Source organism: Saccharopolyspora endophytica, assembly GCF_018070075.1.
In the GTDB taxonomy this organism is placed as follows: domain Bacteria; phylum Actinomycetota; class Actinomycetes; order Mycobacteriales; family Pseudonocardiaceae; genus Saccharopolyspora; species Saccharopolyspora endophytica.
The window spans coordinates 277,510-289,610 of the sequence record NZ_JAGPXE010000010.1; the positions used below are offsets into that span (position 1 = coordinate 277,510).

General features: G+C 69.6%; 14 protein-coding genes and 1 tRNA gene. 5 read left to right on the forward strand and 10 right to left on the reverse strand.

What is annotated here, in order from left to right; genetic code table 11:
- The first annotated feature begins 27 nt into the window (after positions 1-27).
- Positions 28-687: a poly-gamma-glutamate hydrolase family protein gene (locus KBO27_RS23305; protein WP_210971999.1), complete on the forward strand. Its 660-nt coding sequence runs from the start codon at positions 28-30 to the stop codon at positions 685-687.
- Here the strand turns inward: KBO27_RS23305 and KBO27_RS23310 are convergent.
- The 5 genes from KBO27_RS23310 to KBO27_RS23330 form a co-directional block, all read right to left on the reverse strand.
- The gene (locus KBO27_RS23310) at positions 648-1,262 is read right to left on the reverse strand and encodes a dihydrofolate reductase family protein (protein WP_246537816.1); all 615 of its coding nucleotides are present in this window, start codon (positions 1,260-1,262) and stop codon (positions 648-650) included. The two genes, KBO27_RS23305 and KBO27_RS23310, sit on opposite strands and share 40 nt — an antisense overlap.
- Positions 1,263-1,385: 123 nt before the next feature.
- Complete coding sequence (locus tag KBO27_RS23315) at positions 1,386-2,543, reverse strand: sensor histidine kinase (protein ID WP_307870566.1); 1,158 nt, start codon at positions 2,541-2,543, stop codon at positions 1,386-1,388.
- 14 nt (positions 2,544-2,557) lie between these two features.
- Positions 2,558-3,304, reverse strand: coding sequence for an ABC transporter permease (locus tag KBO27_RS23320; protein ID WP_210972001.1), 747 nt, complete (start codon positions 3,302-3,304; stop codon positions 2,558-2,560).
- Positions 3,301-4,206 (reverse strand): ABC transporter ATP-binding protein, encoded by a 906-nt coding sequence (locus KBO27_RS23325; RefSeq protein WP_210972002.1) that lies wholly within the window; start codon positions 4,204-4,206, stop codon positions 3,301-3,303. Before KBO27_RS23325 ends, KBO27_RS23320 begins: the two co-directional genes overlap by 4 nt.
- A gap of 106 nt (positions 4,207-4,312) precedes the next feature.
- The gene (locus KBO27_RS23330) at positions 4,313-5,416 is read right to left on the reverse strand and encodes a sensor histidine kinase (RefSeq protein WP_210972003.1); all 1,104 of its coding nucleotides are present in this window, start codon (positions 5,414-5,416) and stop codon (positions 4,313-4,315) included.
- Between the two features lie 164 nt (positions 5,417-5,580).
- Here KBO27_RS23330 and KBO27_RS23335 point away from each other — a divergent pair, with 164 nt between their 5' ends.
- On the forward strand, positions 5,581-5,832 hold the full coding sequence (locus KBO27_RS23335) for a PLD nuclease N-terminal domain-containing protein (protein WP_210972004.1): 252 nt from the start codon (positions 5,581-5,583) through the stop codon (positions 5,830-5,832).
- A gap of 64 nt (positions 5,833-5,896) precedes the next feature.
- Here the strand turns inward: KBO27_RS23335 and KBO27_RS23340 are convergent, their stop codons facing one another.
- A complete protein-coding gene (locus KBO27_RS23340) occupies positions 5,897-6,544 on the reverse strand; it encodes a response regulator (protein WP_210972005.1) in 648 nt (215 codons plus the stop codon).
- A 254-nt stretch (positions 6,545-6,798) separates the two neighbouring features.
- Here KBO27_RS23340 and KBO27_RS23345 point away from each other — a divergent pair, with 254 nt between their 5' ends.
- Entirely contained in the window at positions 6,799-7,110 is a 312-nt protein-coding gene (locus tag KBO27_RS23345) for a hypothetical protein (protein ID WP_210972006.1), read from the forward strand.
- 166 nt (positions 7,111-7,276) lie between these two features.
- Here KBO27_RS23345 and KBO27_RS23350 read toward each other — a convergent pair whose 3' ends face one another.
- From KBO27_RS23350 to KBO27_RS23360, 3 genes are all read right to left on the reverse strand, one after another.
- Complete coding sequence (locus KBO27_RS23350; protein ID WP_210972007.1) at positions 7,277-8,449, reverse strand: acyl-CoA dehydrogenase family protein; 1,173 nt, start codon at positions 8,447-8,449, stop codon at positions 7,277-7,279.
- A gap of 70 nt (positions 8,450-8,519) precedes the next feature.
- Complete coding sequence (locus KBO27_RS23355) at positions 8,520-9,245, reverse strand: MerR family transcriptional regulator (RefSeq protein ID WP_210972008.1); 726 nt, start codon at positions 9,243-9,245, stop codon at positions 8,520-8,522.
- A gap of 64 nt (positions 9,246-9,309) precedes the next feature.
- Positions 9,310-10,008, reverse strand: coding sequence for a stage II sporulation protein M (locus KBO27_RS23360; RefSeq protein WP_307870567.1), 699 nt, complete (start codon positions 10,006-10,008; stop codon positions 9,310-9,312).
- 309 nt (positions 10,009-10,317) lie between these two features.
- Here KBO27_RS23360 and KBO27_RS23365 point away from each other — a divergent pair, with 309 nt between their 5' ends.
- Positions 10,318-11,574, forward strand: a complete 1,257-nt coding sequence (locus KBO27_RS23365; protein ID WP_210972009.1) for an ATP-binding protein — start codon at positions 10,318-10,320, stop codon at positions 11,572-11,574.
- A 34-nt stretch (positions 11,575-11,608) separates the two neighbouring features.
- On the opposite strand, the gene KBO27_RS23370 is transcribed toward KBO27_RS23365, so the two are convergent.
- Positions 11,609-11,682, reverse strand: a tRNA-Leu gene (locus tag KBO27_RS23370).
- 145 nt (positions 11,683-11,827) lie between these two features.
- On the opposite strand from KBO27_RS23370, the gene KBO27_RS23375 reads away from it, so the two are divergent.
- Entirely contained in the window at positions 11,828-12,049 is a 222-nt protein-coding gene (locus KBO27_RS23375) for a DUF3618 domain-containing protein (RefSeq protein ID WP_132627235.1), read from the forward strand.
- The last annotated feature ends 52 nt before the right edge of the window (positions 12,050-12,101 follow it).

Consider the following 12,101-nt stretch of genomic DNA (forward strand, 5'->3'; position numbering starts at 1 on the left):
TCACGCACTCGTGCTGAGGGGACACAGATGATCATCAGGACCGCAACGGCGACCACCGCGGCGCTGCTCGCGCTCGTCGTCACTCCGGTGGCAGCGGCGGAGGACACCTACGCCGACTACGCCGAGCTGGCCGCCAACGAGACCGAAGGCGTCGACTACCGGCGCGAGGTGCGCACCGGCGACACCGACCTCGTCCACATCGCCATCCACGGCGGCGGCATCGAGCGTCCCACCACCGAGCTCGCCGACGCCGGGGCAAAGGCCGGTGGGCACGGCTTCGGCACGTTCGAGGGGCTCAAGCCGTCGGGCAACAGCGTCCTGCACATCACCTCCACCAACTTCGACGAGCCTCAGATCCGAGAGCTCGTCGCCGGCTCGACCTTCACCGTGTCCTGGCACGGAGCCGCCGGTGACACCGCCACGACCTACGTCGGCGGCCTCGACACCGAGCTGCGCGACGCCGTGCGCGCCGAACTCCGCGCGGAGGGCTTCGACGCGCCGGACACCGTCCCCGACGGGCTCGCGGGTGAGAGCCCCGACAACATCGGCAACCTCAACACCCGGGGCAAGGGCGTGCAGCTGGAGCTCACCCGGGCTCAGCGCGACGCCCTCGTCAAGGACGGCATGCCCACCGCGGACTTCGACGACTACGTCGCCGCCGTCGAACGCGCCGTCAGCGGTCGCTGACGATCACGCGCCGGGCGGGCCGTCGAGGATCGTGGGGGCGTATTCGAGCAGCTGGAGCCGGCCGTCGAAGGTGCGGCTGCTGACAGGTCGAGCTTGATGTCCGGGTAGCCGTCGAAGATGCGTTCCTGCCCGGTCTTGCCGGTGATGACCGGGAAGACCACCACGCGGAAGCGGTCCACGACCCCGGCTTCGAGCAACGACCGGCTCAGGCTGAGGCTGCCGACGGTGCGCAGCGGCCGAGTCTCGCGCTGCTTGAGCTCCCGCACGGCCTCGACGGCGTCACCGGTGATCAGTTCGCTGTTCGCCCAGGTCAGCGGTGCCTTCAGGGTGGAGGAGAAGACGACCTTGGGCATCGCTGCCAGCTCGGCGAGCCCGGCCTCCTCGGGGGCCTCGGCGGCGAACCCGGACATCAGCCGGTACGTCGTGGCCCCCATGAGCGTGACGTGCTCCAGCTCCGACTGGCTCCCGATCCACCCGAGGTACTCGGGACCCTCCATCCCCCAGAACCCCGGCCATCCCTCGGCGGCCGCGCAACCGTCGAGGGAGATGATGAAGTCCACCATCAGATCCGACATCGTCAGTCCTCTCTCCGCAGGTCTCCACGTTCAGACCGAGCGGGGCCCGAGAACTCATCGGCCGACGGTGCGGGTGGTCGCCAGAGGCGGTTTCGGTCCGAACCGCCCCTGCCCAGGGCTCCGTCACTCGGACGAGGTGTCGTCGGAGTGGAGAGGGAAGGTGGCGTGGACGCGGTAGCCGCCGTCCTCGGTGCGGCCGGTCTGCAACCTGCCCCCGGTGAGCGCGACGCGCTCGCGCATGCCGACCAGGCCGAAGCCGGAGCTGGGAAGCGCCACGTCGTGGCCGCGCGGGCTGCGGCGGTTGGTGACCGTCACCGCCAGCTCGTCGTCGTCGGACCGCACGGTCACCTGCACGGCCGCGTTCGGGGCGTGCTTGGCGGCGTTGGTGAGCCCCTCCTGCACCACGCGGTACGCGGCCCGCCCCACCTCGGGCGGGACGTCCGGGGCGGGCTCGGCCATGTCGAGCCGCACGTTCGCCCCCGACTCGACGGCACCGGAGACGAGGTCGGCGATGCCGGTCGTGCTCGCCGAGGCCGGTTCGGGTTCGGCGTCGTCGCGCAGCGCGCGCAGCATCTCGTGCAGCTCGGACATCGCGGTGGCGCTGGTGGAGCGGATGATCTCGGCGAGCTCGGCGCTGCGCTCGTCGGTGGCGTTGGCGGCCAGCACGTCGGCGTGCCGCGACACCACGCCGATGCGGTGCGCGACGACGTCGTGCATCTCGCGGGCGATCTCGCGCCGCTGCGCCTCCACGGCCTGCTCCGCCAGCAGCTTTCGCTCGCGCTCGACCTGGTCGGCCTTCTCCCGGTAGTCGACGAGCACGCGCCGCCGACCGAACACCCACAGCCCGATGAGAACCGGCACGACCACGCCCGTCACCACGATGGTCGTCAACGACCCCGGGTGGAACTCGCCCCACGGCCACGTCACCGGCGCGAGGGCCAGCAGGTGAGCGACGACGGCCAGCCACGTCGTCGGCAGCGGTCCGCGCCGGCTCGCCACCGTGTACAGCGCGACCTCCGTCGCACCGAGGACGCCGTCCATGGGAATCGATGCCGCTGCCAGCACCACAGCGACGGCGAACGGGAAGCGCCGCCGCACCACCAGCGCGAGGAACCCGGTGATCAGCGCGGCGATCGCAAGGGGAGAGGTGTCGCCGAGGCGCCCGCCGTGCGAGTAGAACTCACCCGCGACCGGGGCCGCCGCGACGGCGAGGTCGAACAGCAGCGACCGCAGCGAACCGTCCCACCACGACAACCAAGAGCGCTTCTGTTCGACCGGCACGTCCGTCACCGTACTCACACGTCGCGGCGGGTCAGGACGATGCCCGCGGCGCCGAGCAGCACCGCCGCGAGTCCCAGCATCGGCAGCACGTGCGGCCACTCGGGCGTCTCGCTGATCAGCCGGCGGGCCGAGTAGAACGGCTGGAGCACGATGAGCAGCCACTCCGGCAGGTCCAGCCGGTTGATCAGGAACATCTCGACCTCCGGCCACACCACCAGGAACGCGATCGGCACGACCGATCCGTGCAGCAGCGCGGCCAGCGCGAGCCCGATCAGCGACATCAGCGCGGTGTAGACGACGACACCGGTGCCCATCAGCAGCGCCGACGACACCGTCGGTGCGGCGGCGAAGAACACCGCGAGCACCAGCCAGGACGCCGCGAGCACCGCGATCTCGGTGACGACGGCGGCCGCGGTGACCACGGCGATCTTGGCCAGCAGCACGCGCGTCCGCGATCGCGCGGTGAGCACGGTCGTGGTGATCGTGCGGAACCGGTACTCGGTGCCGAAGGAGTTGACGCCCAGCGCGCCCACGAGCGCCCCGAACAGCCACCCGACGGAGAGCACCTTGTCGAAGGTGACGTCGCCGTGGTCGCGCGAGTCGTGCGCGAACACCGTGAGCAGGAGCTGCACCAGCAGCGCCGCCCCGATCAGCACCCAGTTGGACCGCACGGTCCGGAACGCGGCCCACTCGTAGGCCAGCGCTCGGCCGAACCCGGGAGCGCGGTCGGCCTCGGGACGGGCTTCGAGGGTGGTGGTCATGCTGCTTCTCCCCGGTAGGTCGTGGCGTTGGCGGTGGCGTTGAAGAAGGCGTCTTCGAGGCTGCTGCGGCGGGTGTGCAGTTCGCGGATCGCGACCCCGGCCTGGCGTGCGGCGGAGCTGACCGCGTCGGCGTTGGGGGTGTCGACGACGAGCGCGTCGACGTCCTCCGGCTCGACCTGGAACCCCGCCTGCTGCAGCCACTTCCGGAACCGCTCGGGATCCGGCGTGCGGACGACGACGTGGGTGCGGGTGTGCGCGGCGATGAAGTCGCGCACCGGCTGGGCGGCGATCAGCCGGCCCTCGCCGATGACGACGAGGTCGTCGGCGAGCTGCGCGATCTCGGACAGCAGGTGCGAGGACACGAACACGGTCCGGCCCTCGTCGGCGAGGTTGCGCAGCAGCGAGCGGATCCAGCGGACGCCTTCTGGGTCGAGCCCGTTGGTCGGCTCGTCGAGGATCACGTACTCGGGGTCTCCCACCAGCGCGGCGGCGATGCCGAGGCGCTGCCGCATCCCGAGGCTGAAGCCGCCGATGCGGCGGGACCGCACCTCGTCGAGGCCGACGGCGGCCAGCACCTCGCGGACCCGCTGCTCGGAGATCCCGGCGCCGGCCGCGATCATCCGCAGGTGCTGGTGCGCCGACCGCCCGGGGTGCACGGCCCCGGCGTCGAGCAGCGCGCCCACGCTGCGCACCGGGTTCGGCAGGTCGCGGTAGCGGCGGTCGTTGAAGAGGACTTCGCCCTCGCCACGGTCGAGCCCGAGCATGAGCCGCATCGTGGTGGACTTGCCCGCCCCGTTCGGGCCGAGGAAGCCGGTCACCACGCCCGGCCGGATCGTGCAGGTCAGGTCGTGCACGGCGAGCTTGTTGCCGTAGCGCTTGGTCAGTTCCCGGATGGTGATCAACCCTGCTCCTCGAAGTCGGATCGGATGTCCCGCATGACAACGAGAATCGCGAATCCGATGGGGTCGGGGCGTCTGACTTCCAGCTATGACCGGGTACGACTTTCGGTCACCGCGGCAGCGCGGCCGCCACCCGGAAGCCGCCGTCCGCCGTCGGCCCCACCTCCAGGGAGCCGCCCGCGAGCGCCACGCGCTCCCGCATCCCGAGCAGCCCGTACCCGGGCCCCGCGGTCGAGGCCTGCGCACCGGGGCCGTTGGTGACGGTGACGCGGAGCTCGTCGCCGTCCTCGACGACGACGGACACCGATGCGCCGGGTGCGTGCTGCGCCGCGTTGGTCAGCGCCTCCTGCACCACCCGGTAGGCCGCGCGACCGGTGCTCCCGGAGGTCGTGGGGAGTTCGTCGGGCATGCTCAACCGCACCCCGGACCCGGTTTCGCGCACCAGCTCGGCGATGTCGGCCAGGGCCGGCGCTTCGGAGAGGTCGGACGGGCCTTCGCGCAGCACCCGCAGCATGCCGCGCAGCTCGGTGAGCGCCTTCGCGCTGTTCTCGCGGATGATCTCCGCGGTCTGGGCGGTGCCCTCGTCCTTCGCGTGCAGGGTGAGCGCCCCGGCCTGCAGCGACATGACGCTGGCCCGGTGGGCGATCACGTCGTGCAGCTCGCGCGCGATCCGCCGCCGCTCCTCGGTGACGGCCCGCCCGGTGAGCAGCGCGCGTTCCCGCTCGGCGCGTTCGATGCGCTCGCGGGTCGAGGTCACCAGCGCCTGTCGCTGGTGCAGCCACAACCCGAGCATCGCGGGAACGGTGTAGAGCGCCGAGTTCACGCCGATGCTCAGCAGCGTCGGGAACAGCTGCTGACCGGGGTAGCGGATCAGGTTCGCCGTCACCCCGGTCGCGATGATCGCGATGCCCACGATCCACGTCGAAGGCGCGCCGCCGTGACGCCGGGCGTAGGTGTACAGCGCGACCCACGACGCCGCCGGCTGGAGCAGGAGGGCGACCGGCACGATCGAGGCTGCGGCGGTGACCAGCGGAAACCGCCTCCGCACGAGCAGTGCGACGCCGACGGCGGAGTACAGGAGGAACTCCCACGGGGCGGCCTGGAGGCGGAACACCCCGCTGAACGTCAGGGCGACGGCGAGGTCGATCAGCAGGCGGTGGACCTTGCCGTCCCACCAGGACAGCAGGTGCTCTCGGTCGAGGAGTTCACGCACCGGGCCGACTCTAGCCGCGCATTTCGCGCGCAACGTTCGCCGACCGGCCGAGCTGGGTACGACTTTCGGCCAAGTTCGGACGAGCGGGAGGAAGGACGTCGCGGCGGCCGCAGGTCCCTAGCGTTGTTGATCGAACGACGACGCAACTCGTGGAAGGAACCGCAATGGACCTGGGCACGCTCTTCAGCAACCCGGAGCAGTTGTTCGCGATGGGCAGCCTGGGGCTGCTCGCGCTGGTGATGTTCGGCGCGCTGGCGCTGTTCATCTGCGCGCTGGTCAGCATCCTCTGCTCGCCGCTGGGCTTCGGGATGACGGTCGTGTGGATCGTCATCACCTTCTCGGCGCCGTTCCTGGGACCGGTGGCGTGGTTCCTGATCGGGCGCCGGGACGCCCACCGGCGGCGCGAGGCGTACTGAGAACTGCTGAGGAAGTGCTTCGCGTGGCGGTGCTGAGCGGCACCGCCGCGTTCATCAACAGCCCCTAGGCCAGGCCGGCGTCGTGGGCGATGATCGCGACCTGCGTCCGGTTGACGGCGTCGAGCTTGTGCATGATCCGTCCGATGTGGACCTTCACGGTGGACTGGCTCATGTACAGGTCGGCGGCGATCTCGGCGTTGCTCGAACCCTGCGCGACCGCCACCGCGACCTCGCGCTCCCGCGCGGTCAGCTTGTCCATCTTGGACTTCGCCGACTGCGCGGCTCCGCCCCCGGAGGAGAAGGTCGTCAGCAGCTTCCGGGTGATCCGCGGCGAGAGCATCGCCTCACCACCGGCGAGGGTGTGCACGGCGGCGATCAGTTCGTGCGGCCGGGTGTCCTTGAGCAGGAATCCGGCCGCCCCGTTCTGCAGGGCTTCGTGCACGTACTCGTCCACGTCGAAGGTCGTCAGCACGCCCACGGCGGGGGGATCGGGCAACGCGGCGAGCCGCTTGGTCACCTCCAGGCCCCCGACCTCGGGCATCTGGATGTCGGTGAGCACCACGTCCGGCGAGAACTTCGCCACGAGGTCCACGATCCCGGCCCCGTTGACGGCCTCGGCCACCACCGCGATCTCGGGATCCGACTCCAGAATCATCCGAATCCCGGACCGCACCAGGTCCTCATCATCCAGCAGCACGACCTTGACGCTCACCGGCCACGACCCCCAAACCACGGAAACACCACGCCGACCACGGTATACCGCGATCGCGTGTGCCCGCGGTCACCACGGGGAAGTGGCTGGTGACCGGTCCGGGAGTCCGAGCCAGGTCGGCCTTCGATCTCGGATTCGCGCCGAGCCGGGACGTGTCCTGACGAGAAGGACAGCTGAATTCCGGAGGTGCAATCGTTTTCCTCCTGCTGAGGGGGAACTTGACTTTCTGGAACCGTTGACGCCCCTGCTGGTCGGTGAACATTCTGGAAGAAGCCATCGTTTTCCGAGAATCGGCAAGGGATTTTGTCGCGATGGTGCACAACGGGAAGTGCGAGATGATCAGCAAGCGGATTGCGGCCGGCATCAGTGCCGTGGCCGTCGCGCTGGGCGTGGTCTTGTTCCCGGTAGGGGTTGCTTCGGCGAAGATCACGGAAGAGCCCGTCTCGTGTGAGAACCGGGGCGGCAACCAGCCCGGAGGCCAGCAACCCAGTTGCCAGGGAGGCGGCCTGACGCAGAACAGCGAGAACCGGAATCCCGCAGGTCACGCGCCGCCGGGGCACAACTAGCGGCGTCGGCCTCGAGAACGAGGGGGCATGTGGAGTGACGTACTGCCACACGACCGTCCGAGGTCTTCCCCCGGACGGTCTCCCCACGCCGCCAACCCGATGATTTCCGCTGCTCGTCGCCCGCCTCGAAAATGCGCGCTGGATTTCGGAGACCTGTTCCCGGCGATCACTGGACCAGGTCGAGGAATTGCCAGCGGGCTTGGGGTTGTGCGCCGCTGAGCCACTTCCCGCAGTTCTGCGGGACCACCGGGCTGGACGTGACGTGCTGGGCTCCGGTGTCGAGGTCGCGGAGGAATCGGTTGATCGGTCCCCGGCGGATCGCCGCCGTGCCCGCCCAGCGGTGCGCGGTCCGGCCGACGTCCTGCGCGGTTCGCGTGGCGTTGCCGAGGGCGAGCCGGATCATCGTGTCCTGCTCGGTGGTCTGTGCTTCGCCGCTGTCCAGGGTGTGCTCGACGTCCTGCCACACCTGCATCGTCCACGCCCGGGCGGAGCGCAGCGCGGCTTCGGCGGTCGCGTACTCGGCGTGGAACTGCGCGGTGTTGACCGCGGCGCCGGGCGTGTCGAACTTGGGCGCTGCGCACGACTTCAGCTCGTCGAGCAGTCGGCGTCCGACGCCGAGCGCCCAGCCCGTGTGCCCGATCGCCGCCATGTTGACCAGGCCGACGCGGTACATCGCGCCGCCGTGGGTCGGTGCGGTCGTCGTGGCGGGATAGGTGTTCTCCACCGGGACGAACACGTCGGTGCAGTGGTAGTCGATGCTGGTCGTGGCGCGCAGCCCGTGCACGTCCCAGTTGTCGACCAGCGTCACCTGCGACTTCGGCATCGCCAGCACTCGCGGTTCGCCGCTGCCCTCGACGACGACCAGGCTGTGGACGTGGCTGGCCAGCGCCATGCCGGAGGCGAACTGCCAGCTGCCGCTCACCAGGTAGCCGCCGTCCACCGGGACCGCGCGGCCCGGTCTGGTGCCGTGCCCGGCCAGCAACGCGTGGTCCCCGCCGGCGACGTCGGGGAACAGGGCATCCGCCGCAGCGGTGTCGAGGTACGCGGCGGTGGTGCCGGTGATGTGCTGCAACGCCATCATCGTCCAACCGGCCGCCGCGTCGTGGTGGCTGATCCGCTCGATCATCTCGATCAGCTGGTGCGGAGCGAACTCGTGACCACCGAGGCTCGCGGGCAGCGAAGCCCGAACGGCCCCGGCCGCCAGCAGGCCGTGAGCCACGCCCTCGTCGAGGGTCCCGCGCCGCTCGGCGGCGTCCGCGCTCGCCCGGAGCGTCTCGCCGAGATCGTCGATGCGCTGGAGGACCGACGGGAACTCCGGGCTGACGTGCAGAGCGGTCATGGACGCATTCCCCCTGATCAGTGCCGACGCCGCCGAACGGTACCTGCGGGGTGCTGACCGGGGAGCCGGTTCAGCTGAAGTCGTCCTCCTGCTCCAGGAGGGCGTTCGCGCGTTGCAGGGTGCGGATCTGCGCGGAGTTGTAGAACTCCGCGACCGCGTGCGCCATCGCGTTCGTGGCCAGCTTCTCGCCGTGCGGTGAGTTCGCCATCAGCTTCTCCAGCTGCGGGTGCTCCTCACGGCGCTGGCGGACCACCGGCGCCAGGCGCTGGGCGAGTTGCTCGATCGCCTCGTCGTCGGCGTCCTCGGGCAGCGCCTCGAGCGCGTCCTCGACGTCGTTCCGCTCGCCCAGGGCACGGCTGAACTCCGTCAGGTCCTCGTCGCTGAAGACCGTCGAGTAGACCGTCAGCAGGGCTTTCTGGCTGTCGGAGAAGTCCCCGGCGAGCGGCGCGAACTCGGGCGGCACCTCGGGTGACGCGCGATGGCGCAGGATCACGGCCAGTTCGGCGCGGATCCGGTTCAGCCGCTGGATCGTCGCCTCCAGTTCGGCGTCGAGAACGGTGATCGCCTCGGTCGGGTCCTCACCGGCGTTGCCCATCGCCGCGATCTGCGACAGCGGAAGCCCCAGATCGCTCAGCCTCTTGATCTGCACCAGCCGGATCAGGTGCGAGACCCCGTACTTCTTGTACCCGTTCGACGCGCGTTCGGGCATGTCCAGCAGCCCGATCTCGTGGTAGTGCCGAACGGCCTTCACCGTCGTCCCCGCGAGATCGGCGACCTGCCGAGTGCTCCACGCCATCGTTCGTCCCCCGTTCCGGCGCGCGATGTCCGAAACCAGTCCACACCCTGCCCCAAGGGCAGGGTCAAGGCAGCAGCAGCGGGACCAGGTGGATGATCTCGACCGCTTCGTAGATCGCGCCGACGACCAGCAGCGCCAGCGCGGGCAGGCCGAGCCAGCCGACCTGCCGCAACCCGCGGACGTAGCCCTGGCGGCGGGTGCGGGCACCGACGGTCCCGGGACGCAGCCACGACATCCCCAGCCGGTAGGCGCCGAGCAGGACCAGGACGTACGCCTGGAACTCGATGAGGACGGTCAGCGAGTGCGGGATCATCGTCAACGCCGTGACCTCGTTGACCGGCGCCAACGTCACCCCGGTGTAGAGGGCCCAGTAGGCGAAGACGGCGATGCCGCCGAAGGGGACGATCGCCGAGGGCAGCAGGACGTGCGCCAGGCTCAGCCAGACGGTGTTCACCGCGAGGATGGTCAGGCTGAACAGCCACGTGCTCGACATCGCCCAGGTGACCATCTCCGCCGTCCCGTCCTGCTGCAGCGACGCGGTGTTCGCCCCGGTGAGCTCGGGCCGCAGCAGGCCCACGCCCATCCCGACCAGGAACAACCCGTAGGCCATCGCGTTCAGCGCCAGGTAGGCGCCGAGGTTCGCCCGGATGATCTGGAAGGGCCTGCGGAACCACCGCGAGCCCCGCTGCTCGATCCTGTGCCCGCGCTCCGCTGTGCTGGTCATCGCGTACTCCCGTTCGGTGGTGTCGTTGCGACTCGCCACCACTCCAGACCGTGCCCTCGGGACAAGGTCAAGCCCGCGATCCCGGACTCGCCGGATCTCGGCGCGCGGACGTGCCATCGTCGAGCGGGCGGTCTGGTGAAGGGGTTGATCGCGTGGGGGAGTGACGCGCGCCGGTCGCCGAGCCGCGGGAGATGACCGTCCACCTCGACACCGGTCGGTGGAGCGGGACCGCTCTCGAATCTGTGACCGGCCTGCGTCCGCAAAAGTGATACTCAACCGCACGCAGAAGTGATAGTGGATCAAGCGTAAAAGTGATGCCGAGTCGCACGCAGAAGTTATAATGCACTGGTGGAGACCTATCGGAACCGGCTCGTTGACGACCTCGTGCGCACGTCGCTGGACACGTTCGGCGCTGTGGTCATCCAAGGTCCGAGGGCAACGGGTAAGACCACGACGGGCTTGCAGGTCGCGAACAGCTCGGTCCGGCTGGATTCGGATCCGCAGCTGCCGTCGATCGCGGAAACCTCACCCGGCGTCGTCCTGTCCGGAGACACCCCACGGCTCATCGACGAGTGGCAGCTCGCTCCCACGCTGTGGAACGCGGTCCGGCACGAGGTCGACCAGCGATCGGTCCCGGGGCAGTTCGTGCTCACCGGGTCGGCGACTCCGCCCGACGACATCACCAGGCACAGCGGAGCGGGCCGTTTCCGCAGAATCACGCTGCGGCCCATGACGCTGGGGGAGAGCGGCGAGTCCGCGGGGACGGTCGGCTTCGCCGAGCTCTTCTCGGGCGATGTCATCGCTGGTATTGGCGGGCCGACGGTCGAGGACTACGCGTCCATCCTGGTCCGCGGCGGATGGCCGATCCTCGTCGCGCAGACGAACCGCTCACCGCAGGACTACCTGGGGAGCTACTTGGACGACATCGCGCGCGTCGATCTGCCGGGAGTCGAGGTTCAGTCAGATCCGCTGCGCGTGCGAGCCCTGGTTCGCGCCTTGGCGCGCAACACCTCGACCGAGGTCTCAGCCACCAAGCTCAGCGCGGAAGCAGAGATCGGCGAGGCCGGGGCCGAGGTGTCGGCCCAGACGGTCCGGCGCTACCTCGACGCGTTGACCCGGGTGTTCGTGATCGAGGAACAACCCGCTTGGGCGCCTCACCTGAGGTCGAAGGTCAGGTTGCGCACTCACCCCAAGTGGCACTTCATCGATCCGTCGCTCGCAGCCGCCGCGCTCGGCGCAGGTCCGAACGCCCTGCTCGGCGACCTCAACACGCTGGGTCTGCTGTTCGAGTCGTTGTGCATCCGCGATCTGCGCGTCCTGTCGCAGCCGCTCGGTGGCACGGTCTACCACTACCGGGATGAGAACGGTCTTGAAGTCGACGCGATCGTCGAGCTGAACGACGGCCGGTGGGCGGCCTTCGAGGTCAAGCTGGGTGGCAGCAAGAACATCGACATGGCAGCCGACAACCTGCGAGCTCTGGAGAAGAAGGTGTCGCAGCAGCGTGCGAGCGAGTTGGCGTCCCTGAACGTCCTGACCGCTGGAAACACGAGCTACACCCGGGAAGACGGCGTCAACGTCGTTGCCCTCGGACACCTGGCTCCCTGAGGTGGAGGAGCTCGGGCGGGGAGTGGGGGTGTTGTGGGGCCGGAGGGACTCGAACCCTCACTGTCTAGGACCTAAACCTAGTGCCTCTGCCAATTGGGCTACGGCCCCTCGGTGTGCACAGCGTATCGCGCTCGTCGATCTTGTTCTTGAGGCGGCTGAGGAGACCCGAGCAGGCGACATGGGCGCGGCTGATGCGGCGCGGATTCCGCGGTGAACTACGGTGTGGGCAGCCAGGTGAACGTGAGGAGGACACGTGGCCCGTGATCAAGATGCCATCGAGCGTGACATCGAGCAGGCGCGTGACGCGCTGGCCGACACGTTGGACAGGCTGAGCGTGCAGGCGAATCCGCAGCGGTTCGTCGACGCCGGCAAAGCCAGCGTCATGGAGAAGCTGAACGACCCCAAGGTGCGCTACGCGCTCATCGGGGTCGGTGCACTGGTCACCGTGGTGGTCGTGCGCAAGCTGTTCAGGTGAGGTGCCGGTCGTTCTGGGGTCTCGGACCTGGCCCCAGAACACCGGAACCCGC

Bases quoted from the DNA above. Each gene is read 5' to 3' on its own strand.
- KBO27_RS23335 (WP_210972004.1), top strand. From the start codon at position 5,581: ATGGACCTGGGCACGCTCTTCAGCAACCCGGAGCAGTTGTTCGCGATG.
- KBO27_RS23305 (WP_210971999.1), top strand. From the start codon at position 28: ATGATCATCAGGACCGCAACGGCGACCACCGCGGCGCTGCTCGCGCTC.
- KBO27_RS23310 (WP_246537816.1), bottom strand. From the start codon at position 1,262: ATGTCGGATCTGATGGTGGACTTCATCATCTCCCTCGACGGTTGCGCG.
- KBO27_RS23355 (WP_210972008.1), bottom strand. From the start codon at position 9,245: ATGGCGTGGAGCACTCGGCAGGTCGCCGATCTCGCGGGGACGACGGTG.
- KBO27_RS23350 (WP_210972007.1), bottom strand. From the start codon at position 8,449: ATGACCGCTCTGCACGTCAGCCCGGAGTTCCCGTCGGTCCTCCAGCGC.
- KBO27_RS23320 (WP_210972001.1), bottom strand. From the start codon at position 3,304: ATGACCACCACCCTCGAAGCCCGTCCCGAGGCCGACCGCGCTCCCGGG.